The sequence below is a fragment of the Streptomyces sp. NPDC005423 genome, assembly GCF_040606415.1.
Classification (GTDB): Bacteria; Actinomycetota; Actinomycetes; order Streptomycetales; family Streptomycetaceae; genus Streptomyces.
On the sequence record NZ_JBEXET010000062.1, the window covers coordinates 15,291 to 39,462 of the forward strand.

At 66.7% G+C, this 24,172-nt stretch carries 17 protein-coding genes and 7 pseudogenes; 14 read left to right on the forward strand and 10 right to left on the reverse strand.

All coding sequences use genetic code 11. From position 1 onward, the window contains the following. Positions 1-64: 64 nt before the first annotated feature. Positions 65-487: pseudogene (locus tag ABZT12_RS36080) on the reverse strand (transposase); the annotation flags it as partial. Between the two features lie 168 nt (positions 488-655). Here ABZT12_RS36080 and ABZT12_RS36085 point away from each other — a divergent pair. Further along, positions 656-913, forward strand: a complete 258-nt coding sequence (locus tag ABZT12_RS36085; RefSeq protein ID WP_356393040.1) for a hypothetical protein — start codon at positions 656-658, stop codon at positions 911-913. Positions 914-1,055: 142 nt separating this feature from the next. Here ABZT12_RS36085 and ABZT12_RS36090 read toward each other — a convergent pair whose 3' ends face one another. The 6 genes from ABZT12_RS36090 to ABZT12_RS36115 form a co-directional block, all read right to left on the reverse strand. After that, complete coding sequence (locus ABZT12_RS36090) at positions 1,056-2,216, reverse strand: TniQ family protein (RefSeq protein WP_356393043.1); 1,161 nt, start codon at positions 2,214-2,216, stop codon at positions 1,056-1,058. A 491-nt stretch (positions 2,217-2,707) separates the two neighbouring features. Next, a complete protein-coding gene (locus ABZT12_RS36095) occupies positions 2,708-3,580 on the reverse strand; it encodes a TniQ family protein (RefSeq protein WP_356393046.1) in 873 nt (290 codons plus the stop codon). Between the two features lie 113 nt (positions 3,581-3,693). Continuing rightward, on the reverse strand, positions 3,694-4,272 hold the full coding sequence (locus tag ABZT12_RS36100; RefSeq protein WP_356393049.1) for a hypothetical protein: 579 nt from the start codon (positions 4,270-4,272) through the stop codon (positions 3,694-3,696). After that, positions 4,269-4,727, reverse strand: a complete 459-nt coding sequence (locus ABZT12_RS36105; protein ID WP_356393052.1) for a hypothetical protein — start codon at positions 4,725-4,727, stop codon at positions 4,269-4,271. The genes ABZT12_RS36100 and ABZT12_RS36105 overlap by 4 nt, the downstream gene beginning before the upstream one ends. 585 nt (positions 4,728-5,312) lie before the next feature. Continuing rightward, complete coding sequence (locus tag ABZT12_RS36110) at positions 5,313-7,586, reverse strand: restriction endonuclease (RefSeq protein WP_356393055.1); 2,274 nt, start codon at positions 7,584-7,586, stop codon at positions 5,313-5,315. Positions 7,587-7,654: 68 nt separating this feature from the next. Beyond that, positions 7,655-7,909 carry a helix-turn-helix transcriptional regulator gene (locus ABZT12_RS36115; protein ID WP_356393058.1) on the reverse strand — a complete coding sequence of 85 codons (255 nt, stop codon included), beginning with the start codon at positions 7,907-7,909 and terminating at the stop codon, positions 7,655-7,657. A 102-nt stretch (positions 7,910-8,011) separates the two neighbouring features. Here ABZT12_RS36115 and ABZT12_RS36120 point away from each other — a divergent pair. The 6 genes and pseudogenes from ABZT12_RS36120 to ABZT12_RS36145 form a co-directional block, all read left to right on the forward strand. Continuing rightward, positions 8,012-8,428: pseudogene (locus ABZT12_RS36120) on the forward strand (TniQ family protein); the annotation flags it as partial. A 211-nt stretch (positions 8,429-8,639) separates the two neighbouring features. Beyond that, a complete protein-coding gene (locus tag ABZT12_RS36125) occupies positions 8,640-9,755 on the forward strand; it encodes a hypothetical protein (RefSeq protein WP_356393091.1) in 1,116 nt (371 codons plus the stop codon). 134 nt (positions 9,756-9,889) lie between these two features. Further along, a pseudogene (locus ABZT12_RS36130) lies at positions 9,890-10,174 on the forward strand (hypothetical protein); the annotation flags it as partial. Between the two features lie 77 nt (positions 10,175-10,251). After that, positions 10,252-11,203 (forward strand): annotated as a pseudogene (locus ABZT12_RS36135) (Tn3 family transposase); the annotation flags it as partial. A gap of 83 nt (positions 11,204-11,286) precedes the next feature. Further along, a complete protein-coding gene (locus tag ABZT12_RS36140) occupies positions 11,287-12,438 on the forward strand; it encodes a tyrosine-type recombinase/integrase (protein ID WP_356393088.1) in 1,152 nt (383 codons plus the stop codon). Next, on the forward strand, positions 12,435-14,528 hold the full coding sequence (locus tag ABZT12_RS36145) for a site-specific integrase (protein WP_356393061.1): 2,094 nt from the start codon (positions 12,435-12,437) through the stop codon (positions 14,526-14,528). Before ABZT12_RS36140 ends, ABZT12_RS36145 begins: the two co-directional genes overlap by 4 nt. Positions 14,529-14,544: 16 nt before the next feature. Here ABZT12_RS36145 and ABZT12_RS36150 read toward each other — a convergent pair. Beyond that, positions 14,545-15,018, reverse strand: a pseudogene (locus tag ABZT12_RS36150) (hypothetical protein). Positions 15,019-15,141: 123 nt separating this feature from the next. Between ABZT12_RS36150 and ABZT12_RS36155 the strand changes: the two are divergent. Beyond that, positions 15,142-15,885, forward strand: a pseudogene (locus tag ABZT12_RS36155) (Tn3 family transposase); the annotation flags it as partial. Between the two features lie 73 nt (positions 15,886-15,958). Here ABZT12_RS36155 and ABZT12_RS36160 read toward each other — a convergent pair. After that, a complete protein-coding gene (locus tag ABZT12_RS36160) occupies positions 15,959-16,579 on the reverse strand; it encodes a helix-turn-helix domain-containing protein (protein ID WP_356393064.1) in 621 nt (206 codons plus the stop codon). A gap of 93 nt (positions 16,580-16,672) precedes the next feature. On the opposite strand from ABZT12_RS36160, the gene ABZT12_RS36165 reads away from it, so the two are divergent. From ABZT12_RS36165 to ABZT12_RS36185, 5 genes are all read left to right on the forward strand, one after another. After that, the gene (locus ABZT12_RS36165) at positions 16,673-17,491 is read left to right on the forward strand and encodes an SDR family NAD(P)-dependent oxidoreductase (RefSeq protein ID WP_356393067.1); all 819 of its coding nucleotides are present in this window, start codon (positions 16,673-16,675) and stop codon (positions 17,489-17,491) included. A gap of 114 nt (positions 17,492-17,605) precedes the next feature. Next, positions 17,606-18,424 carry an SDR family oxidoreductase gene (locus tag ABZT12_RS36170; RefSeq protein WP_356393070.1) on the forward strand — a complete coding sequence of 273 codons (819 nt, stop codon included), beginning with the start codon at positions 17,606-17,608 and terminating at the stop codon, positions 18,422-18,424. 300 nt (positions 18,425-18,724) lie between these two features. Beyond that, positions 18,725-19,762, forward strand: a complete 1,038-nt coding sequence (locus tag ABZT12_RS36175; RefSeq protein WP_356393073.1) for a hypothetical protein — start codon at positions 18,725-18,727, stop codon at positions 19,760-19,762. A 570-nt stretch (positions 19,763-20,332) separates the two neighbouring features. Continuing rightward, a complete protein-coding gene (locus ABZT12_RS36180; protein ID WP_356393076.1) occupies positions 20,333-21,160 on the forward strand; it encodes a recombinase family protein in 828 nt (275 codons plus the stop codon). Positions 21,161-21,328: 168 nt separating this feature from the next. Further along, on the forward strand, positions 21,329-22,594 hold the full coding sequence (locus ABZT12_RS36185) for a hypothetical protein (RefSeq protein ID WP_356393079.1): 1,266 nt from the start codon (positions 21,329-21,331) through the stop codon (positions 22,592-22,594). Between the two features lie 600 nt (positions 22,595-23,194). Here the strand turns inward: ABZT12_RS36185 and ABZT12_RS36190 are convergent. Beyond that, positions 23,195-23,353 (reverse strand): annotated as a pseudogene (locus tag ABZT12_RS36190) (IS5/IS1182 family transposase); the annotation flags it as partial. 203 nt (positions 23,354-23,556) lie between these two features. Here ABZT12_RS36190 and ABZT12_RS36195 point away from each other — a divergent pair. Further along, positions 23,557-23,904 carry a hypothetical protein gene (locus ABZT12_RS36195; RefSeq protein ID WP_356393082.1) on the forward strand — a complete coding sequence of 116 codons (348 nt, stop codon included), beginning with the start codon at positions 23,557-23,559 and terminating at the stop codon, positions 23,902-23,904. Positions 23,905-24,172: the final 268 nt, after the last annotated feature.

Below are 24,172 nucleotides of genomic sequence, written 5' to 3' on the forward strand. Positions count from 1 at the left end.
GTGGGGCAGGCGCCGGTCCAGAGAGCGAGGAGTGTCTGTAGCTCGCGGACGACCTTGTAGAGGCTCAGGCCGGCGCCGTGTCTTTTGGGTCTCGTGCCAGTCGTTGCAGCGTGCAGAAGGCATGGGCGGCCGATACGAGGGTGACGTGGTGGTGCCAGCCGCCCCAGGTGCGGCCTTCGAAGTGGGCCAGGCCCAGGGCCTGTTTCATCTCGCGGTAGTCGTGTTCGATGCGCCAGCGGAGCTTGACCAGCCGGACCAGGGTCGCCAGCGGCATGCCGGAGGGCAGGCTGGAGAGCCAGAACTGCACGGGTTGGGGTTCGGTGGCCGGCCATTCAGCCAGCAGCCAGCGTTCGGGCAGTTCAGGACCGTCGGTGGCCTGGCGGACGCCGCGTCCGGCCGGGCGGATGCGCAGAGCCACGAACCGCGAGTAGATGCGTTTGAAGCCGCTGATTCCTTTGCCTGGTCGGGAGCCTTCTCGCCAGGACACCGCTCTCGCGGCCGCCCTCCCGGCCGCGATGACCAGGTCTTTCACGGTCTGCGCAGGCTCGGGATACTGCATCTGCGGTGCCTGCACTCCGCATTCACCACCGCGCTGGCCCAGTTCTGTCTGGACAACGGCAGACCGCACCCGGGCTTCATCGTTCTCGATTCACCGGTGGTCACCTATCGGGACCCCATCCTGGACGACGAACCGGTCGGCGAGGACGTGGACCTCACCTCGCACGTCGTCGACCACTTCTACGCAGACATGCTCGACTTCCCCGGTCAGGCCGTCATCATCGAGAACGGTGACCCGCCCCCAAATGTCCTGTCCGAAGCCCGCGTCTACCGTTTCACCGGAACAGGGCCAGGCAGACACGGCTTCTTCCCCGCAGACCTCCTGGAAACCGAGGCGGACACGCTCTCGCTCTGAACTGCTGAACAGACCTCCGCGCGAGCCCCCTCGCCCTGACCGTCACCTCCGAAGCCCCGGCCGACGACGAGACGTGATCGTCTGGGCGGAAGAGGCCTCGCCACCGCAATCTCCTGCACCCGCCAGGGGGTAGAGAACCGCGTCAGCCCCGGACGTGACCGTCCGGCTGGGGGCCGTGGAGCCGGGCCAACGCGTCTGGGGCTAGCGCTCGTTCGATGAGCTCGTGCAGCTGAGGGCTGGCTTTGCCCAGGTACGACGGCACACGCTCGCCGAAGTCCCGAAGGCGTGCCTGGCTGACCACGGAGAAGGCCTCTTGCACGGTAGCGGCCACATCCTGGCTCTCCAGGACCATGCCGATCACATGGAGCTTGGCCGCCTGGGTCACCGGATCACGCTGCCCCTTCCAGACCATTCCGCCCCATGGACCGGATGTCGTGCGACGCATCGGGGAGAGGAACCCCGCCCCGGACGGCTGCCAACTGACTACGGGGCCGGTCTCACCCCACTCCCGGGGCGGAATGTCCTCCTCGGCGGTGGTGAAGCGCTCCTGAAGGGCCGGGTCCGGGCTGGTGAAGTTTCGGACCCGCAAAGCGTTCGGGTCTTCGAGGAGCGTCCACAGGGCCCGCAGGTCGGTGTACCACTGCTCGTCCTCGTCAGTGGGTGAGCCGGGGGCGATGAGCCGGGTCAGCCGCTGATGGGTGCGCTGCACCACGGGGTCGGTGACCGGCGGCGTATCCATCTCCCACAGGGGCCGGCCGCAGCGCTTGCGCTTGGAACGGCGCTTGGCGTTCGACGGGATCCTGGACGGCTCATCGTCGCGGTCGAGGAACCCAGGGCACCGTCCCGGCGCGTCCGAGCGCAGAATCGACGGAGAGAACGGAGAGCCGCAGCCGGGGCAGTGGGACGCCATATAGCGACCGTGCTCGGGACACACCACCGCCCACCACTGATACCACCGCAACGGCCATCGGGCGGGGGGTTCGAGGCAGGGTGGGCAGAAGGACCAGGTTTCTTCCGGAGCCCAGTCGTACTCGGGGTGACGCCTGAGCCGGCCTTCGCTCTCCTTGACGAAGCCGAACAGCGTCATGTCGCGCAGGGCCTCCGGGCTCAGTCCCGTTCCGGCGTGCAGCGACATGGCGGCGGTAACCGTCAGTTCAGCGGTGTGGCGTGCGAGACGAAACGCGTGGGCGGTCTTCGGTTCCAGACCGAGCCGGTTCATGATCTGCGTGCGATCCACCTCGTAGGAGAAAGCGAGGTGATCGACCCAGCTGAACAGGGATTCGCCGGACAACGGCACCGGCACGGCGGGCAGACGCCGCTGCGGTGGCCCGGCCGGAGCGGGCCCGGCTGCGTCGCGTTGCCGGCTCCGGGGACGAGCCGCTGTGGTCCCGGAAGCCGGGGGCGGCTTCGGCGTATCGCCGCTGGCGTGTTGCGGGTTCACTCGGACCTCTGGGGATAGGGCAGCACCTTGGACCCTGCCGCGGGGTGCACACGGTAGGGCGAGTGGGTGTTGATGTAGGCGGGCCCCTGATAGGGAAGTGCCACAAGGCCCGTCCGCAAGGCCTCGCGCATGTGCTCGGTGCCGTGATGGAACGGGCCGAACACCAAGGCCGTCCCGTGCAGGGCGGGATTGCGCCAATAAAGGCGCTTCCATGGGTGCGCGGGGCCCGGCTGGCGGAGGTTCAGCCATAGCACCGACCGCTCCGGACGGTAGCGCGTCGCCGAGAACCTTTGGGCCACATGGGCGGCAGCGGCCATCCACAGCGGGTCGGTCCACAATGGGGACAGCTCGGGCTAGGTCCGGGGCCAGGCATCGCCGTCCAGGGGGAGCACGGGACGGAGCTCCGGCTGAGCCCTTCGTAGCGTCTCGGGAGTCAGGCACTGGGCGGCGAGGGCGGTCAGCGAAGCGAACTCCTCCTCCCGCGCGGACTCGTCCACCGCGCCGTACAGCCAGCGCATCAGCCGTTCCTGCCCCTCGAAGGCGCGGGCATCGGTGACCGGGACCGTGGCGGCCTCGTCCAGACGCCCGCGGCACACGGCGTTCGGCTCTTTCTGCAGCGGGAGGTCGGCCCGGAGCAAGGCAGCGACATCGGACGCGGGCTGCATCAGGCGGCACTCACGGCTGTCCCGCCCCCAGCACAAGCCGCTCTGCGTTCTCCCGCACTGGGGGCAGCGGTTGCACAGGTAGATCATGTGGTCCAGGCAGACGAAGCTCCAGGGCAGCTTCCACTCCAACCGCCAGCGGCCGTCCCGTGCCAGGCACCGGGGGCAGAAGTTCGAATGGCGGCGCAGCGCCCATGCCCCGGCGGCCCAGGCCGTCAGCGCCCCTGGATGCCCGTACGGCGGGCGTGGGAGGTTGGGCAGTGCTGTGGCGGTGAACCGCGACAGCAGCATCCCGCCGATGGTCTGTTCGGAGAAGCCGGTCGCCGCGCCGAGTGCCGCGATGGAGGGCGGGGACAGGGCCAGCCCCGCCGTGGTCGGGCGCATCTCCCCCCGGACGTTGAGTCCGAGGGCGGGGATGCTGTCCGGGCCGCGTACCTCGTAGGCGAGACAGAGCCGGTTGATCCAGCTCGGCAGTGACTCCTGCCAGCCCGGAACGGGTACCGCAGGAAGCAGTCGGGGATCCCCGGGCCGCAGCCGGGGCGGGTCAGGAACCTGGGCTGGCATGGCGAGTGTGCCTAGAGCATTTCGTTTGGGTCACCGTGCTGACCATAAGGAAGATGTCGATGGTGTGTAGTCCGGCTGATGGTGGAGTCGGGTATTGGAACTCCCTGAATGCCTCAGCCGGTGCGGACCCAGGTCGTGAAGTCGTCGGTGAGTCCGGGTGGGTTGGCGGCCTCGGTCCGGCGAGCGATCCCTTCGTAGTACTCCAGTTCGTGGAGGACCACCGGGACCGGCTTGCCGATCACGCTCTTGATGACGCCATCGTTGTGGAGGTCGCGAGCGAGATGGACGCACGCCTGGTTGAAGTGGGCTTCGATCTTCGCGGCCATGGGTCCGACGGTTGTCGTCCAGTCCTCGGCGCGGGCCGGTTCGTCGTACCAAAGTCCGAGATCGCTGATCCACCGGTGGCGCGCTGTGGCTCCGTCGGGGTCTCGGGTGAGGTCGCCGATGACCGTGAGCTCGTTCTGCAGCCAGAAGGCGTAGTTCCAGCGGGCTTCCGCCTCGTCGGAGGCGTTCGCGATGGTGTGTTGGAACTGGGCTTCGGTGTTGTAGCCGATGGTCAGGGTGGGCTGTCGTGGGTCGTCCCTCTCGTTGTCGATGAAGAACGAGATGACGTAGATGTCCTCTGCCTCGCCAGCCGGGATTGAGCTGATCGCTTGCTCGGCAAGGGTGCGGAGATGGTCCTGGAAGGTCACGAGGCTGGAGCCTTTCGAGTGCGGTTGCTGACGTCGGCGGCGTAGGCGGCCCAGTCGCCGGCAGCGGCCCGCTGCCATTTGACTGCGACGCTGATGTGGATGCCCAGGGTGCGGGCGAGGATCGCGGAGGGCAGCTCGGTGGCGAGCTGGAACAGCGCGGTCGATCGGGCCTCGGCGAGCCGAATGCCGAGCTTGCGGAGCCTTTCGCCCATGGCCCGGGCGCTGATCGGGCGGCCCGGCTGGCCGCCGGGGAAGAGCCAGGGCGAGTCGGTCTGGGCGAGGACCGCGTGGCTGCGGCGGGCGGAAACCTGCTGCAGGGCCAGCTCGGCGACTGGCCCCGGCAGGGCGACCGCGACAGCACCGAGGCGGATGCGGACCGTCGCCGCCGTTTCTTCGATATGACCGATGGTCAGCCGGGAGATGGCCGCCGGCCACTGGGCATAGAGGAGCAACACTCATTGAGCGAAGCGGCGTTATGGCCGAGGGGCCCGAGAAACTTGTGCTCTTGATGTCCAGCAAGCAGAGAGCTGCATGGCTAGAGGCTATTATCGACGCGGAGGGGCATCACCTCAAAGCCGAGAAGGAAGAATGGAAGGATTATATTCGGATTGCTCAAGTTGATGGCCCTATGCAGGAGGCAATTAAGTTGGCGGCATACCTTGAAGGGTACAGGCCGACATATTCAGCGAACAGTGCCGAGAAGAAGGGGTTCAAGCCGGCGGGTACGGTTGGATTGGCAAAACCGATCGTTGCTCCGCGGGTGAGCAATCAGTGTGGGCCCCGATAACCGAATTGGGGACTTGGACTGCTGGTCTTGGTGGGCAGGTGTTCCTGATCGGCTCAGCCGCCAAGGAAGGGAGATGACGGCCGTGCGGCCGAGGGCATCTGACCGTCGATCGAGGTAAGGGGACGTTATCTTAGCAACGGACCTACTCGCTGAGGCAAGTCGTGGAAGCTGTGTCCCCGACCGGTTTTCTCACCTGGGCCCCTGAGGATAATGCCGTCGGAGGTCGGGAAGCACAGTCAGCTGGAGTCTGAGGCTATGAAAGCTCGCGAAACATACCATCGATCGCGATGCGTTCGGAAGCCGATGTAGAGGTTCCTGGGAACCCGTATCTCGCCTCAGGATCAGACTGGCGGTAGGGATACTCGCCTTCCGCGTAATATTGTTCGACCGAGTCTCGGGCGGACTCGATTTCCGATCTCATATCGTCGAAAACGCCGACTCTGATTGCCACCCCTTCAACTTCGTCGATCCACTGGTGATCGGAATCTCGATCCTGTCTATTGCTGGACATGTCATCTAGATCCTGTCGCAGCCCAGAAAAGGCGCTCTGGTGAAACTTTTCGGCAGGGTCGAAATGTCGCCTCAGGGTTAGAGCATATGATTCATAGAACTCTTCGAATGCGATCACGTCATCTCTGCTGTATAGCAATTCGCCCCAGCTCTCAAATGCCCATTTGAGCTCTTCTTGGGCAGGATCTGGATCCTCTGCGTAACGCATCATCAATGCCGTATTGAAGAGCCTCAAATCGTCAGGCTCCATGTACTCAGAGGCTTCACTCTTGAGTAGCCCGATCGCCACTGCAAGGAGCTCATCGAATGATTTCTCCATCAGTCGATGTGTCGGCTCCAGCAAGTTGAGGAGGGGCTTAATCGTTCGCGTGTATACCCTGGGAGATTCGTGCGCATCAGATCTGCTGATTTCCCTCTCTTCGCTGATCAACTCCATCATTTTCCTGGCAATGGAGATTGAGTGAAGGGTCACGGTATCGGCGTAGTGCTGAAATCGGAGCTTTCCACCATCTCCGGATACTGCGTACCCGAGAAGTATGCTCACCTGAGTCAGGTGCCTCGCGGCCCCGATGATGGCCATCAGGTAGTCCGGTTCTTCGTCAAGGAAAGCGAGGGTGAAGTCGCGTACGCTCGGGTTTGCGTAGGAGATCACCGTGACCCTATTACTTTTCTCTACGCGGACGAAAGTGCCTTCCAGTACTCGAAGCGCGCTAGTGTATTCCGTTGGCTTCGCCCCCTTTTGAACCAAAGCCTTGAGGTCGCTAGAGCTGGCGCCGCGGACGGGGAATGAGGCAAGTGTAAGCGTTATCCATTGGGCAAGGTCAGACAGTCCGTTATTGAAGACGATTCTCCAAAGATCCAATGGGTGATCAAGCGTGTGGTTAAGAGCGCGCGCGAACTCATCCGCCGGAGGGTGCGCCCGCTTGATGACCAGTTCGAGGATCCGTGGGGAGAAGTTTTTGTGGTTTACGACTGACCAGTAGGATGAGTTTTCTACGTACTCTCTAACAACCTCTCGCGAGAGGGTGGAAAAGTAGATGTGGTTGTACAGCATGCGCGCCCGCTGGACCGGCCCGTAGTCGGCGATATTTATTACACACTCGAGGACTCGAAAGTCGGCTTGAGCGATGGGTTCGCTGATCAGTCGAGTCTGTTGAAGGATCTGAGATCTCGTAGTCATGACAAGTCGCTTGTCCGGGTTCCGCGCCACACGGTCCATCAGGCGAATTATCCAACTGTCCTTCGCGCGTCTTTCGCTGATGTCCGTTTGCCCGAGGAAATCGTCATACAGGAAAACCTGTTTGCGGCCGGACTTATATGCACTCCATGCGTTGTCAATGTCGGTTCCCACCGAAACGATTTGCCATCCCTCGTGCCAGTACCTCAGGGCGAGCATTTCGGCAAGCATGCTCTTGCCGACTCCAGGTGAACCCGTTAGGACGACGACGTGCTTTTCGTCGAGTAGTTCGTGCGCTGAGTTGAAGCTGTCGGTGGGAACGTACAGCTTGACTCGGTCCCTGATGTCCTCAAGCAGTGCCTCGCTGCGCTCCCAGATACCGCTTTGAACAATGCGTTCCAGGATTGTCGTCGAGGCGAGCCAGAGCTTGAAATGTTGCTGCTCCACCCTCGGGTGTCGCGTGATTAGGTCATTAATGTCCGCTTGGGACAGTAGGTCAGCGGTGTCGGAAAGCCATGGGTCGAGATCCTCTGCAAGGGTGTCCTTCTGGGTCCTGCTCAGGGTTTGGGATGTGACGAAGAGATAGCGGTCGGGTTTCTCCTTGTTCATCTTTGGGACTTCGCGGCGTGCCGACGCGCGGAGATCTTTGAATGACGAGCCGAGATAGTGCTTGCACTGGACGACGACCTTCCCCTCTAATGCTTTCGCCCGTAGGTCAATGCCTCCGTCGCGGCCACGCCCGAATGCCTCCAAGCGCCAGTGATACTCGGCTGCGAGGAGATCGCGAATCAGTATCTCGAAGTCGTTGGGCGAGAGGGTGCGGAAGTCGTAGTCGGCCACACCGTGTGCTCCAGCAGAGTGATTGGGCCATCAGCGCGCACGCTGAGACGGGGCCTCGACTTTACCGGCTAGAGGTCGCCCGGCTCAGGGTCCTGGAAGAGGTCGGCCGGCTTGACCCCCAGGGCCTGGGCGAGTGCGGGGATGCGGTCGACGGAAACGCTGTGAACCGCCGCTTCGACCTCGGCGTAGAAGGACCGGTCCATCCCGGCCGCCACGGCCACGGCGGTCTGGGTCAGCCCTGCCCGTGTACGCAGAGCACGCAGCCGTCGGCCGAAGGCCAGCCGCTGGGCCGGGACCTCGGCATTGGAATCACTGTTCGCCACAATCGGTAACCGTAGTACAGTCCCTCAATTGTAGGAGATTTCCTACACGATCGTTGCGAGGGTAGGCGATGGGGGACAGCTCTGTCGCGGCGGCTTCCGGCGGTGCTGGTCCCCGTAGAGGGGGAGTCGTTCGCCTCGTGGCTCAGCCGGGCGGCGGCCGACTGGCAGCTGGCTCCGGGGGAGGCCGCGCTGGCTCTGGGGCTGGAATGCCGTCCGGGAGTGGTGGTACGTCCGCTGCTGTTCGGTGTCGCGCTCTCCGGACGGAGCCTTCGGCGGGCCGGGGCCGCCACCGGGCTCGGAGCCCGGGACCTGCGGGCGATGCAGCTGGCCCGGTACGCGGGGACGGCTCTGAACCTCGCCGGACTGGACCGCTCGGTCTCGGAACCGTCGCTCGCCGTGCTCGGCCACCAGGAGTGGGCCCTGTTCACCGCCAGCCGGGCATGTCCGAAATGCCTGGCGGAGCGTCCGGTGTGGCCCCTGTGGTGGCGCCTGGGGATCGCAGCGGTGTACCCGGTGCACCACGTCCTGCTGGCGGATGTCTGCCGCCGCTGCCGGACGAGACTGGGCCAGGGCTACAACGGTCATCCCCGGGGGCTCTCCTCCCGCCGCCCGGAGATGGACCTGAGCCGTTGCAACAACCGCCGGCCGGCGGGCAGGCGGCGCAAGGCCGGGCTGTGCGACCAGAAGCTGGCCGCTCTGCCCGCCACGCCGGTCTCGGCCGCTCGCCGCCTTGCAGCAGCGGGTCCTGGACATCGCGGACGGCCGGACCGTGCCGCGTGTCGCCGGACGTACGGTGGCCGCAGCGGAATTCTTCGCCGCGCTGCGGTTCACCACCGCGGTGGCCCGGCTGGTGGCCACCGACGACGACCTCGCCGCGTGCTCCTTCTTGCCCGATGAGGCGGCCGAGGCGTTCACCGCCGAACAGCACGCGCGGCAGCGGGCTACCCAGGGCGGCGCGCGCACCCAGATGGGGGCCGTCCCGCCCGCTGCGGCCCACGCCGCGGCCATCCTCGCCCTGGCCGAGCCCGTGCTCCTGGGGCCAGGCCAGCGGTCAGGCTCGGACCTGCTCAGTGAGTGGATCGGCCGGGCCGTCGCCCGGCGCCGCACCTCGGGCAAGGGCGATCCGCTGAGGGCCGTGCCCCGCCCGGCCTGCCTGGAACCGCTGGTGCGGGGCGCCGTCCCGCCGGCCACCCACGTCGCCGGGGCCCTCGCCACCCGCCCCGTCCCCGTGGTCGCCTTCACTGCGGACCATCTACCCCACCTCGTGGACGCCGACGATTACACCGACCTGCTGGCACCCCATCTGCCGGGCACGGCCCCGGCCAGCGGGCGCCGCCTGGCCGCCATGTGCCTGGCCCGCCTCGCGGACGCCCCGAGCTGGCAGCAGGCCGCCGGCGATCTGGCCATGGACCCGCTCAAGGCCGCCCGCGCGGCCAACACGCTGGTCCAGCGCATCACCGACCCTGACGCGTTCTGGGACAGCGCCGAACGGCTCGCCCGGCGGTACCACCGCCGCGGCCTCGTCGACTACGGGGGCCGCCGCCGGGCCCTGGCTACGCTGACCGCCGTCCCCCACGCGGTGCTGTATCAGGTGTGCCGCCCCCTGGACCACGACGTCACCCTCCAGCGGCGCCGACACGCTGCGGCCTGGGTCTGGCAGCACTTCACCGGCGGCGACGTCCGCGAAGCACCCGCCTACGACCCCCGGCTGTGGCCATCGGCCAGCACGGAGTCCGTCCGGGAAGGGTGGCGCCGCTTCGCCGCCTGGATCCCCGACACGGTCGCCGCCCATCTGACCGCTTACGGACACGGCCTCCTTCACCCCGACACGCCAGGAGGGACATGAGCCCGAAGAGAACCCGCAGCCTGACCCCGATCCGGCACGCGGACCACCACCTGTTCATCCGCTTCTACGACGCCGGCGGCATCGAGCGGCTCATGCCCGCCAATCAGGCCGCCGAGGTGCCCTTCGAAACGTGCATGCCCGCCCGGGACATCCCCTCCTACGCCGGGCAGAAGCACACCCCCGGCTTCTACTGGGCGGCCAGCAGCGACACCGTCGTGGAGTACGAAAGCTTCCTGGAAGCCCGCTGGATGAAACTCCTCGACTTCGACTCCAAGGTCGCCTGCTTCACCGCCCAGCCGTTCATCTTCGAGGGCGTCGACACCGACGGCGCCTGGACCCACTACCCCGACATCTTCATCCGCCGCACCGACGGCACCGTGCTGCTGCTGGACGTGAAGAACCCCGAACAGATCGACAAGCCCAAGGTCCAGCACCAGGCCCGCCGCACCGCCGCAGCCTGCCGGACACTCGGAACAAGGACCTGCCGCAGGGCGCGGTGGACCGCGACGCGTATGTGGTGTGCGTGCTGGAGCAGCTGTACCGGGCGCTGGTCAGCCGCGCCATCTTCGCTTCTCCCTCGCACCGCTTCTCCAACCCGCGCGCCCGCCTGCTGGACGGCAAGCCGTGGCTGGCGGTGCGCGAGGACGTACTGGCGGGACTGAGCCTGGAGGCGGCCGTCGAGGAGCATCTGGCGGAGCTGGTGCGGGTGCTGGACGCGGCGTGGAAGCAGATGGCCGAACGCTTCGAAGAGGCCGGCGCGGATGCGAAGGTCAGCATCGAGATACCCGAGGGCGGCGGCCGCGCGAAGCTGAACGTCGACAAGCTCGGGGCCGCTCGGGGTGCCCAAGTCGCTGGCCTGGCTGCGGCGCCGGGTGGAGAAGATGCTCCCGAAGATCGACCTTCCGGACCTGCTGTTCGAGGTGCACTCCTGGACCGGGTTCCTGGACGCCTTCGTGCACCTGGGCGACGGCAAGACCCGCATGAAGGACCTCACCACCTCGGTCGTCGCGCTCCTGGTGAGCGAGGCGTGCAACATCGGCATGACCCCGGTGACCAACCCCGGCCACGAGGCGCTGACCCGCTCCCGGCTGGTCCACGTCGACCAGTACTACCTGCGGGCCGACACCATCGCCGCGGCCAACGCCGCCCTGATCGAGGCCCAGGCGAAGGTGCCGATCGTGGCGCACTGGGGCAACGGGCTGCTCGCCTCCGTCGACGGACTGCGCTTCGTCGTCCCGGTCCGCTCCATCAGCACCGCCCCGAATCCGAAGTACTTCGGCTTCAAGCGCGGCATCACCTGGCTGAACGCCGTCAACGACCAGGTCTTCGGCATCGGGCAGATGGTCGTCCCGGGCACGCCCCGCGACTCCCTGCACATCCTGGACGCCCTGCTGAACCTGGACGGCGGGGTGAAGCCGGAGATGGTCGCCACCGACAACGCCTCGTATTTAGTTACATGGACACCTTGCCTCTCGTTGAGGGTCAGGGGCGGCCGTCCGAGCCGTCGTACGCGACGGTGGCGGAGGCGTCTATGCGGGTACGAGAAGGCCGGGAGAACGGCTCGCTGCGTGTCGAGTTGCTCGACGAGAGCGGCGAACCGGTCGAGGTGGTCTCCGGTTTCCTGCGGTTCCTCGCAGCCCGGGACTGCTCGCCGAACACGTTGGTGTCCTACGCGTACGACCTCCGGCACCTGTGGCTCTTCTTTGCCGGTAGCGGTCTGAGCTGGGAACGCTTCGGGCCGCCGGACTCGATCGCACTGCTGGAGTATCTGCGCTCGGTGCCGTCTCGACGGCCTCGGCGTCGGATGACCCTGTCGGTTGTGACCCTGGATGCGGACGGGCCGGCGACCAAGCTCGCGGCGAGCACGGTGAACCGGATTCTGGCGGCGGTGTCCTCGTTCTACGAGTACGCGATCCTGTCCGGGCTCATGGACAGGGCAAATCCACTGGAGAAACGGCCGGACCCGGCGCTCGCGCGAGTCTCCGAGAGGCACCGCCCGTTCATGGGCCGGGCCAGCCGGCAGCGCCCGGTCCGCCGGGCCGTGCGCGTCAAGACCGTGCAACGGGTGCCGCGACCGCTCTCCGATGACCAGGTGAAGGCCCTGCTGGCACAGCTTCGCGGCCTGCGCGACAAGGCGATCGTCCTGTTGATGCTCCACGGCGGCCTGCGGCCCGGCGAGGTTCTCGGTCTGCACCTGGACGACTTGGCCTACGGCCGACGGCGGGTGGTGGTCCGTCACCGTGACGACCATCCCAAGGGTGCCCGGTCGAAGTCCCGCTACGAACGGGTCGTCGATCTGCACGAGGCGGAGACCCTCGCGGCGGTCAGCGCCTATGTGATGGGCGAGCGTCCCGCCGAGGCCGACAGCCGACTGGTGTTCCTGATCGGCGGTCGCGGGACCCGGCGTCTGGAGGCGCTGAGCTACGACGGGCTGGTGCGGATGTTCTCCCGTGCCTGCACCCGGGCCAAGATCCGCGAGCCGTGGGTGACCCCGCACGCCCTGCGGCACACTCACGCGACCAGCATGTGGGAGGGCGGCATGCGGGAACTGACGCTACAGAAGCGACTTGGCCATGCCTCTCCGGAGTCGACACGTATCTACACCCGGGTCTCTGATCCGGCCGTCGTCGCCGATTATCACAAGGCGCTCGACCAACTGGGCCGCGGCGGAGCCGACCAGTGAGGGCCGGGCCGGTCTCCACCGCGGCGGCACTCGCGGTGGCACCGCCACGGTCCTGGCGGCCCGCCCGGCACTGCCCCGAGGCCGAGTACCTCGCGTTCCTGAACGGGCAGGACATCCATCCGGGCTACCGCGGCGCCAAACTGCGACGCTTCCGAGTGTTCATGGACCGGTGGCCGAGTATGACCGACTGGTTCGCCGCGCCACTGGTGGAACGGGTCGGCCGGCTGCCCGGCGAACCGCACACGGCACCCTCCTTTCCGATCTCGTTCTACGCCCGCCCCTACCTGCTGTTCCTCGCTCTGCGCGGGTACATCGCATTCGACTACCCGTGGATGCTCGGCGCCGGGCAGCTGCGGGTGGTGGATCCGGCCGCCGAGATGGGGATCGATCTGGGCACGGCCGCCCTGATCGAGGAAGCCGTCGCGCTCGGCTATGCCGCGGGCTCGGCCAGGCAGGCGGTGAACTGGACGGTGAGTCGGATCGCCCTGCACGCGGGCCTTTCGCGGGCGGAACACGTCACCGAGGAGCACATCGCCGGAGCGCTTGAAGCTGTCCGGCTGTTCAGCGAGCGTGAGGACCTGAACCGCTTCTACCCGTCGGTGCAGAACTACCGGGACAACGCCTCCAAGCAGTGGGTGACCCACCTGCACCAGTTGCAGGTTGTGCTGTTCCACCGGGGCCAAGTGGCCACTCAGCCACGCAAGTTGATGCCGTCGTGGAAGCCGTCGATGGAGCTGCCGCCACGGATGCTGGCCGTCGCGCAGAGATGGCTGGCGGCCCGCAAGCTGACCGACGCCCCCTCGACGGTGGACAAGTTGGAGCTCGCGGTGCGCGTGTTCGGCAACTGGCTCGGCGAGAACCACTCCGAGATCACCACTTTCGCTGATGTCACACGGGATCACTGCCTCGGGTGGATCGGCCATATCGCCGAGGAGCCGACGGAGAGGACCGGCAAACCGCTCGGCGTGATGTCCCGGATCCAGCGGATCTCCGGGCTATCCCAGTTCTTCCGGGACACTGCAATCTGGCAGTACGCCGACGTGCCCGGTTACACCCTCATCGGCGCGGGTGACGCCCCAAAGTTCCCTCAGAAGGTGCCCCGGTTCATCCCCGACCACGAACTCGACAAGCTGATGCCGGTCATCGACGCGATTGCCTGCCCGTTCCAACGCGCCGCCCTGCTGGTGGCACGCTGGTCCGGGGCCCGCCGCACCGAGATCCAGCGGCTGCCGCTGGACTGCCTGGACCGCTACCCCGACGGCACCGCGCGGCTGCGTCTGTCCGGTCGAAAGACCTACAAAGAGCGGGTCGTCCCGCTCCATGAGGACGCCGCGGAAGCTCTGCAGAAACTCATTGACCTGCGCAGACACGCACCGGAGCGGCCGTTCACCGACGAGCGCACCAGCGAGGAGATCCGCTACCTGTTCATGAGCCACGGCAAGCTGCTGTCGACGTACTACCTGTTCGAGACTCCGATCCAGGAAGCCTGCAAGGCTGTTGGACTGGTCCGTCCCGGTGGACGCGGCGGCACCGGTCGCGGCACCGTCTCCGCTCACCGGTTCCGGCACACCGTCGGTACCCAGCTCGCCGAACGCGGCGCGAAGCTCCATACGATCATGAAGGTCCTCGGACACACCTCCGTGAGTATGGCCCTCGTCTATGCGCAGATCAGCGACCAGGAGGTGCTGCGCGACTACAAGGCCGTCCTCGGCCCCGGCGCCACGATCGCCGGCCCCGCCGCCGACGAACTACGCAACGGAACACTGCCCGATACCTCGATCGACTGGCTCAAGAGCAACTTCTTCAAGACCGAACTCGAACTCGGCCGCTGCCTGCGCCTTCCCGCCGAAGGCCCCTGCGAGTGCGACCTCTACCTGACCTGCGCGAAGTTCGTCACGACGCCCGAGTACGCGCCGCGGCTGCGAGCTCGACGCGAAGTCGAGCAGACCCTCGCCCACGACGCTGCCGAACGCGGCTGGGACCGGGAGGTCGAACGCCATCGCTGCACCAGCGACCGCATCGACAGACTCCTGGCCGACCTCGGCGAGCCCGCGCACGTCGAAGCAGAGGCCGCACACGCCAGTGATTGAGCACACCACGAATCAGCTATCGGAGCGGTCCTCGCTCGTCGACGAACACCGTGGGCACCGACAGGAACACATCGACGCTCACCGGGCCGAAGGCGACGTTGAACGTGTCCAGCCAGTACGACCAGCCCCGTATCCCCGCTGCGCTACTGAAACGGTAGTTGAGCTGCCAGCGGAGCCACTGTCCCGGTTCAAGGCGCACGGCCGGAGGCCGTCGTGGCCGAGGCGGTATGGCTTACAGCGGCTGAACGCGGGGAAGGACACGCAACCGGCCTTCGGCTTCGCGAAGTTGCACGTCGACCTTCCGCAGGTCCTCCCTGCCTTCCTGGGGATCGAAGCCGTCCCGCTCGTGCATGCGAACCACGTGCGCGACCGAGGGCAGCGCAGACGGAACAGTGAAGCCAGCCGGGGCCGCGTTCCTGCGGGCGGCAGCCTCGCCTCCCCGGGACTGCTTCGTCCAGGGGGTCCGTATCCACTGGACGGTCACATCCACGGCTCTGCCCTCGCGTCACCTCGTCGAAGAGCTCACCCTATGTCTCCGCAGCTTCATCCCCGCAGCGCCAACGATCCGGACGACGCACCCGAAGGAAGATCAACTTGAACTGTCCATATAAACAGCGACATGGTGTTCGGCCTGTTCAAGATCCTGGGCTACAACTTCTCCCCGCGGTTCAAGGACCTGGACGACCAGAGGTTCTGGCGGGCAGAGGTGGATGGGATCGAGACCGGCGGCTACGGGCCGCTGACGGACCTGGCCCGCACGCACAAGGTGGACCTGAAGAAGGTGACCACCCAGTGGGAGGACATGCTGAAGGTGGCCGGCTCCCTGGTCACCAACCAAGTGCGGGCCTATGACCTGCTGCGGATGTTCGGCAACCATGGACGACCGACGCCGCTGGGGCAGGCGTTCGCCGAGTACGGGCGCATTGCCAAGACCCTGTACCTGCTCCAGGTCGTCGACCCGGTCGATGACACCTACCGACGGCAGATGGGCAAGCAGCTCAGCGTCCAGGAGTTCCGCCACACCCTCGCCCGGGACATCTGCCACGGCAAGCGGGGCACTATCCACCAGGCGTACCGAGACGGGATGGAGGACCAACTCGGCTCGCTGGGGCTGGTGCTGAACGCTGTCGTGCTGTGGACGACGAAGTACATCGACGCCGCGGTCGCCCAGCTGCGTGCCGAGGGCCACGAGATCCGCGACGAGGACATCGCCCGGCTGTCCCCGCTCAAGCACAAGAACCTCAACGTGCTCGGCCGCTACAGCTTCACCCCGTCCACCCCGGCAGGCGGCCTGCGGCCCCTGCGTGACCCCGACGCGGTCGGTCTCGACGAGGACGACGACGGTACGGAGGAGTGAGCCGGGTGCCGGGCGGCATGGGCGCCCGGCACGGCGGCGAACGGCGGAGTGGGTACGCGCGCGGGCAGAACGGCTAGTCGGTGAATGCGCCCATGGCGCGGTCGAGCAGCACGGTCAGTGGAACTGCTCCCTCGCAGGCCACCCACGCCGCCGAAGCCGCGTCGGCGCAGGCGAGGGCGGCCGCGACGAGGGCCGCCGGCCGGGGATCATCCAGCTGGCCGGGACTGGCCCCCAGCCGGCGTGCGATCTCCGGGGCCATTATCTCCTGCCAGTGCATCTGCTTCTCGAAGTGCCGGGCGCGCAGCGAGGGCGTCTCCTGGAGCATCCGCAGATAGCTGAGCATCCGCTCGGGTTCCGCCTCGAGCATCCGCGTCATCACATCGAACACGCGGCGCAGTGCCTCCCAGGGCCGCTCTGCGTCGGGCCGGGCGGCGAGCGCGTCGGTGACCTGGCGGCCGATCTCGTCCAGGTCGGCCAGAACGATGTCTTCTTTCGTGCCGAAATGGCGGAACAGGCTGGCGCGCGACAGCCCGGCTTCGGCGGCGATCTGGTCGACGGTCGTCCGGTCGAATCCCTGCTCGGCGAAGAGCCTGAGGGCCACGTCTGTCACTTCCGCCCGGATCGTGGCGCGCTGGCGCTCGCGCAGCCCGGGCTTGGCCGTGGAGCGGGTGGGCGTAGCGGCGGAGTCACTCATACCCGCAGAGTACACGAAATCTCAAGTTGATACTGCGTCTCAAATAGAGTTACAGTCTTCGCATAAGACGTTGTTTCGAGTAGGAGTGTTTCCATGAGCAAGATCTGGTTCATCACGGGTTCCTCGCGCGGCTTCGGCCGCCAGTTCGCCGAGGCCGCCCTGCAGCGCGGCGACAAGGTCGCGGCCACCGCCCGCAACACCAAGGCGCTGGCCGACCTGGCCGAGCGGTTCGGTGACGCGGTGCTGCCGCTGCAGCTGGACGTCACTGACCGCACCCAGGTGTTCGAGGCGGTCGCGGCGGCCACAGAGCGGTTCGGCCGGCTGGACGTGGTGGTCAACAACGCCGGCTATTCCCTGATCGGCGCCGTGGAGGACCTCGGCGAGCAGGAGCTGCGCGACCAGCTGGAGACCAACGTCTTCGGCGTCTTCCACGTCACCCAGGCGGTACTGCCCGTCCTGCGGGCGCAGGGCAGCGGCCACATCGTCCAGATCTCCTCGGCCATGGGGGTGGCCACCTTCGGCGGCACCGGCGGCTACAGCGCCTCCAAGTGGGCGCTGGAAGGGATGAGCGAGGCCCTCTCCCAGGAGGTCGCGCCCTTCGGCATCAAGGTCACGCTGATCGAGCCCGGCGCCTTCGCCACCGACTTCGCGAGCTCGGCGGTCTTCACCGCGCACGGCCAGGTCGCCTACGGCCCCCTGTACGCGTCGCTGACCGAGATGGGCGCCTCCGCCCAGGCACCCGGCCCCGAGGGGGTCGGCGGCGCGATCCTCCAGATCGTCGACGCCGAGGAGCCGCCGCTGCGCGTGTTCTTCGGCGAGCAGCCAGCCCAGTGGATACCCGCGGTGTACCAGCAGCGCTTGGACACCTGGGCCGAGTGGGCGCACGTGTCCAAGGCCGCGGAAGGCAAGTAGAAAACGCCCGGCCCGCGGGGCCATGACACGCCCACACCACGGCGTGTCACCGCACCGCCGACACCTGAGCGAGCCCGGGCGGCACACCCACCACACGAAGAGAAGGTTTACATCATGAGCAAAGTTTGGTTCATCACCGGCGCATCGAAAGGCTTCGGCCGCGAGTTCGCCCTCGGCGCCCTCGAGCGTGGCGACAAGGTCGCAGCGACCGCCCGCAACACGGACACTCTGAGTGACCTGGTCGAGCAGTACGGCGACGCCGTCCTCCCGGTCGAGCTCGACGTCACCCACCGCGACCAGGTGTTCGCCGCGGTGAAGTCCGCGCACAAGAAGTTCGGGCGGATCGACGTCGTCATCAACAACGCGGGCTACGGGCTCTTCGGAACGGTCGAGGAGATCACCGAGCAGCAGCTGCGCGACCAGATCGAGACGAACCTGTTCGGTGTCTTCCATGTCACGCAGGCGGTCCTCCCGATCCTCCGCGAACAGCGCGCGGGCCACATCATCCAGATCTCGACCATCGGCGGAATCGTCGCGTACCCGACCCTCGGTGCCTACCACGCGTCGAAGTGGGCGCTGGAAGGGATGACGGACGCACTCGCCCAGGAAGTCGCCGGCTTCGGCATCAAGGTCACCCTGGTCGAACCCGGCGGCTTCGCCACCGACTGGTCCGGTGCATCCGCCATCGTCGCCGACGCGCATCCCGCGTACGCGGCTCTGCACGAGAACATGGCCGCGCAGCGGGCGCAGGTCGTACTCCCGGAGCCGATCGGCTTCAAGTCCGCGATCCTCACGCTCGTCGACGCCGAGGAGCCGCCGCTGCGCGTGTTCTTCGGCGAGCAGCCCACCCAGTGGATACCCGCGGTGTACCAGCAGCGCCTGGCCGAGTGGGACCAGTGGGCGCACGTGTCCAAGGCCGCGGAAGGCAAGTAGCGCCCGGCCCGCGGGGCCATGACACGCCCACACCACGGCGTGTCACCGCACCGCCGACACCTGAGGGAGCCTTGGTGGCACACCCGCCCAGGCTCCCTCACCCCCGCAGGCAGCAGGCCCTTCCCCAGCGGGATGCGACATCCCCTGCTTCCGCAAGCACCATGCCGACCCCGTCGCGGATGCCTCTCGGCCGGTAGTCCGAGCAACCCGTCCCGCACAACAAACAGCAACCAAACCAGGAGTGGGCCGACCGCGCCCACCCGGCCCACGCCATCGAGGCCCACTGAAGGGAGCCCCGTAATGCCCACCACCAAGCGTCGCGCACTGATCATCATCTCGTCCGGCCACCGGCTGCCGCTGGCAGCGCCGGCCGAGGTCAAGTCGATCTCGACCGGGTTCTTCCTGGTGGAGATGGCTCAAGTGCTCAAGGAGTTCGAGGACGACTACGAGTTCACCTTCGCCACGCCCGACGGCAACGCCCCGCAACTCGATATCAACGGCATGGCCCTGTCCATGCACTACATCGAAAAGATCGGCGCCAGGACGATCCCCCTGCGCATGCAGCAGCGCCGCCGCTCGTTCACCGTCAACGGCTTCCGGGAGCGCTACCCCGAGCTGGTCGCCCGCCGCGAGCAGGAAGTGCGGCTGCTTGAGCGGCACATCGGCCGGATCCCGGTCTCCGACCTCCTGCCCAACAGCGAACCGGAGCTCGCCGAGTACCGCCCCGAACTGATCCGCCGCCTCGACAAGCTGCCCGAGGGCACCTTCCACTCGCTGCGGGACCTCGTCCAGCGCCACCGCGACGCGGCCGACGCGTTCACCTTCGCCGACTTCGACTTCATCCACACCCCCGGCGGTCACGCCCCCATGGTCGACTTCCGCGACAATCCGTGGCTCGGCGAAACCCTCCACGTGGCCCGGGAGAACGGCGTCACCATCTCGTTGATCTGCCACGCGCCCATCGCGGTGACCTCCACCCGGCAGCGCATCGACGCGCAGGGCGCCGCCTACTCCGTGAAGGACAACCCGTTCCTCGCCGCACCCATCTCGACCGTCCCCAAGATGGGCGAGCTGTTCGCGCTGAGTTTTCTCTACCCGCACGTCCCGGGCAAGAAGACCCGACTCCCCTACTTCGTCGACGTGGCCATCAAGGAAGCCGGTTTCACCGTCGCGTCCTCCCTCAACATGTCCGCCCCGCAAACCGCCTACGAGCCGACCGTGCGGCTGCTCACCGGCAACGGCCCGCAGGCCGTCGACAAGCAGACCGCCGAACTCCGCCGCATCCTCACCCACAGCCCCGCTCCCCGCCGGGCCGACGGCAAGCAGGCGAACGCGTAGCCACGACCACTCGCCGTGCCGATCAGGCAGCCAACGATGCGGTCAAGCAGCGAGAACAGGTACGCCTTCGACGCCCCGGACGTCCTGCGGCACCGTGCGATAACGGCCCCGCCCGATCCTGGGCGCGGTCGGCAGACATCGCTACCGCTGGGCGCGCAGGGCCGCGCACGCCAGGTCGACCATGCGCTTGCGGGCCTCCGGTCGGGGCTTTGCTGCCCCTGGGCCAGACAGTCGGCGACGAGTGCCTTGACGCCGGCGCGCACGACGTCCGCCCGCGCTCCGCGCTCTGTCCCTCAGGGGCAGGGCGCGTCTGCGCCGCGCCGCCGCAGCGGCCAGAAGTCAGGCAGCCATGCCGCCCCGGTGCCCCGCGGACTGGTTGATCACCTTTCCCACCCGGAACGGGATGTTGCATAGGTGACCGCTCATGAAACACCCGGCCGCCCGGCGGTCCAACTGCGGCGCTCGTGTTTCATGAGTTGTTGCAAACGACTGGGCGTCTGAAACGCCCTCATGAAACAGTCCGAGCTTGTGAGCGACGACTTCAAGCGCGTGGAATCGCAACCCTGCCCGATGTCCACCTGCGCCGCCCCCGCGGGCTCCCCGTGCCAGACCGGGAAGAACAAGGCGGCCATCCAGTACCACACCGCACGCTTCCGCCTCGTACCCCAACTCGCCAAAGCGCTGAGCGTGCCGACCCCAGCCATACGCAAGCCGGGCTCGGCGTGGACCGAACTGCCCCGACCCGTGCGCGCCGGCACCGAACCTGTCGGACACGTCCGCCTCGGCTACGCTCGCGCCTCGACCGCCCGGCAGTCCCTCGACGCACAACTCGACTCCCTCACCGAGGCGGGGGTCACCCGCGTCTTCTCGGAGAAGATCTCCACCCGCGCCACCAAACGACCGGAGCTGGAGGCCGCCGTGAAGCTCGCCGGAGAGATCCACTCCTCCGGCGTCGCCGTCACCCTCGTCGTGCACGAGCACAAGCGCCTCGGCCGCGGCATCGAACTCGCCATGCTCGCCGAGGAACTGAAGGCCAGCGACGTCGGCCTGGAGTTCCTCACCGGAGAACTGAAGGGCTCGCACGATCCCTCCGGGATCGTGTTCACGGTGCTCGCCGCAATGTCCGGCATGGAGCGCGAGTACATCCGCGACCGCACCCTCGAAGGCCACGAGTCCGCCCGCAAGCGCGGCAAGACCATCGGCGGGGCCAGCGTCACCGACGAGTCCATGCTGTCCATGGCCCTCCACCTGCGCGATCAGGAAATGAGCCTGCGCGACATCGCCAAGCGGCTCGTCATCACCACGGGCGTGAAGAAGGGCCAGCACCCCTCGCCCGCCACCGTCATGAGGATGCTGCGGGAGCACGACGAACAGGCCGCCCCGGCGGCGGGAGCATGAGACTCAGGGCAAGCAACCATCAAGATCAATCTCAGCGCCAACCGCTGTACCGATGTTCCTCACACCCGGAAAAGGCCCGCCTTTCAGCACAACCCTTGAACCGGCACCCCGCAGGACGCGTTGCGGGGAAGACGGCGCAGCATCTCCGCCACCACCGAGGAAGATCCCATGACAACTCCTGAACATGATGAAAAATGGGCAAACATAGCAAAAAGGGTGTTCGGTCAGGACGGCCATGAAGCGGCATGGCAGGGCAGGGGCGCGCCCAGCAGGCCTTTCAAAGTAATGGTGAATGGAGAGGAATTTGATTATGGAGCACGATTGGCTCAGGTCAAATCGTTTGCCATGACAAGAGGGCATGACTATGCGGGGCCCCGTGAGGCGGAAGTGCTGCGCATTGCAGGGGCCTCCATGACGGCTGTGCAAGGTTGGGGGTACAAAGTAACTCCGGGCTCCATGCTGCCAGCATACAGTAGCAAAGCGCGGGAAAACCATGCAGAATACGCGCAGGCGATTTATCAAGCAGTTGCAGAAGGTACATTCAAAAAGGGACAGATACCACCTGAAAGTCTCGTGGTGGTGCTCTCAGAAACGGGAAAGCCGGTGGCTATCGGAGGCCGCCTGGCGGGCCTCGCCAAGCGGAACTCGCCCGCGACGGTGAGCGACCCGGAAAAGGTGGCCCTGGAGTTCGCCCAAATCGGGCTGGTATCCCGGGTGAACCCAGCAGGCAGGCCTCTAAAAGGACTGCAGATCAATCCGGATACGGCGCGGGAAGTTGACCGAAATAATGCGTTCGTGTTCCAGGGCGGGACCGAGCAGGGGCAGGGGCAGGGGCAGGATACGTTTTCTCACCAGATGCCGGCTGACTACACGGACTTTGCAGCGGTCTCATGGGATTCCTGGCCCGAGATGGGGTTCGTGCAGGGGCCGATGGTGCAGGAGCCAGCCTCGTATCAAATGCCGGCTGATTCCGGTTACATCCACGACTTTGCAGCGGCCCTGGGGGATCTCGGGACCGAGCACCTGCAAGGGTACGGGCAGGGACTGGGGCAACCTGGATACGCGAACTTGTCCGTGATGCCGCAGTTCGCCCTCCCGTGGCCGTCGCAGTACTTCGCGGACGGCGCAGCACTCAACTACGTCACACCTGCCGAGGCCCTGCGGGCTGCGGCAGGCCCTGCGGCGGCGTTGCAGGACCAGCACCCCGCCGAGTGGCAGCGCTTCGACGTAGCCCAGAACTTCGGTCCACACGGCAACGCCCCTTGGCCGACTGAGCCCGGCACCAGTAGTTTCGCGGGGTATGCGGGCCAGTTGCAACCCGATCTCAACGGTAGGGACCAGTCACACGCCGCGTCCCACGACCCGGCCGCCCAACGCCAGTATCTGAACTCTCAGCAGGGGGGCCAGCAAGAAGCTCGGCGATGGGCACGCTGAAGGGCCAGGGCCCCCGGTTTGCCTGTCATGTCCTGGCTTGGGCTGGTTGATCGCGGTGATAGGCCCGGGAGCAAGCGGACACGGCACCTGTAGATCATGAAGTTCTCCATGCTTTAAGATCCACAAAGGTGCCGTGTCCGTTCCTCCATCATCCGCTCCCGCAGCTCCGGCACCCCACCTGGAAGCCTTCACTTGGGATGAAACGCGGGACCAGGGCCGCGGTTTGGTCGCCGGGTTCGGCCGGTACGGCGAGAGCACGTACATGGCGTCGCGACAGGGCGAACCTTGCCTGTTGCGGCACTGCTGAACTTGAATGGCGACAGCGCGTCTACCGGATCACAGCCTGCATCCCGGCGAGGCCACCGGCACCCAACTCGCCGCCTGAATCCGCGGGCCCTTGGGCATCGAAAACATCCTGCACCACGTCCGGGACCGGACCTTCCACGAGGACGACTCCAAGATCCGCACCCGGCATCTGCCCGACGCCGCGCCCGACCGGTGCTCGCGCTGCGCACGGTGGACGTTTTGCAGGGTGGGCGTGAGGTCGCGGCCCGGCAGGCGTCTGAGCGGTGTCGTCACCCACGGGCCGGCTCCCATGCAGGCGAGCGTGTCGTGCTTGCGCAGGTATGCCAGGGCGACCGGCGCACGCTGGTGCGGCGGGAATGCATCCTCGGTCACCCTCACGGGTGACGATGAGCGTCGTGACCCGCTCGACCAGGGCGGGCCACACAGGTCGAGGGCGGCAGAATACGGAACCAACGCGGCCCCTGTGCCTGCGGGTTGAGACTTCGAACACCTCCCCCAACGGCACGGCGGCCTCGTGCGTCGCGCACCCCGGCGGCATCACTCGACCGGTGGCCGTACTGAAAACGCTCGATGATGGCGTTGCCGCAAGCACAGGTTGAACCGTTCGGGCGGGCGGCACGTTGTGCCGTAGATTTCCGACCACCGAAGGACTTTCAATGAGCTATCCATTTCAAGGTGACTTGAACTTTGAGATCCACACCGCGCCGGCGGCTCCGGCGACCGCTCGTCAACTGGTTGCTGAGCAGGGCATCGAGGCCGTCCGGGACGCCCTGCCCGCACGGGAGCGAGGAGCTTTCGACCAGGCGAACCCGTGGCGCAACATCGAAAGAGCCAGCCAGCGCCTCGAGGAGCGGGTGGAGGAGCTGAACGCCTTTGACCAGGATATACAGCAGCACATCGCCAACGAGGGATACAACGATACCCAAGCCCAGGTCGTATACGAGCAAACAGCGGGTGTACGACAACCGCTGGCAGACGCAGTGAGCGAAGCTGAGCGAAGCTGAGCGAAGGGCGAGCGACAGGCTCAACACCTACCGGGAGAATCTCATCGCTCACATCGACAATCGTGGGCTGACGCAGAGAGTCGCGGTCGATACGGGGAATTACAGCACGCCGGAGGCGAGTATCGCGTCGGCGTCCTGGCAATACCAGCCACCGGGCAATAACCAGGGTGGCGGGCAGGGTGTCGGCGAAGTCGGAGGCCATCCGGTTCGTGACGGTCTGACAGGTTGATCTGGCTCGGGAAGCGGCACAGGCACGGCTTCCAAGATC

Excerpts from the sequence above, each read along its gene's own strand:
- ABZT12_RS36095 (WP_356393046.1), bottom strand. The coding sequence starts at position 3,580 with ATGCCAGCCCAGGTTCCTGACCCGCCCCGGCTGCGGCCCGGGGATCCC.
- ABZT12_RS36140 (WP_356393088.1), top strand. The coding sequence starts at position 11,287 with ATGCGGGTACGAGAAGGCCGGGAGAACGGCTCGCTGCGTGTCGAGTTG.
- ABZT12_RS36160 (WP_356393064.1), bottom strand. The coding sequence starts at position 16,579 with ATGAGTGACTCCGCCGCTACGCCCACCCGCTCCACGGCCAAGCCCGGG.
- ABZT12_RS36165 (WP_356393067.1), top strand. The coding sequence starts at position 16,673 with ATGAGCAAGATCTGGTTCATCACGGGTTCCTCGCGCGGCTTCGGCCGC.
- ABZT12_RS36170 (WP_356393070.1), top strand. The coding sequence starts at position 17,606 with ATGAGCAAAGTTTGGTTCATCACCGGCGCATCGAAAGGCTTCGGCCGC.
- ABZT12_RS36175 (WP_356393073.1), top strand. The coding sequence starts at position 18,725 with ATGCCCACCACCAAGCGTCGCGCACTGATCATCATCTCGTCCGGCCAC.
- ABZT12_RS36180 (WP_356393076.1), top strand. The coding sequence starts at position 20,333 with ATGTCCACCTGCGCCGCCCCCGCGGGCTCCCCGTGCCAGACCGGGAAG.
- ABZT12_RS36185 (WP_356393079.1), top strand. The coding sequence starts at position 21,329 with ATGACAACTCCTGAACATGATGAAAAATGGGCAAACATAGCAAAAAGG.
- ABZT12_RS36195 (WP_356393082.1), top strand. The coding sequence starts at position 23,557 with ATGAGCTATCCATTTCAAGGTGACTTGAACTTTGAGATCCACACCGCG.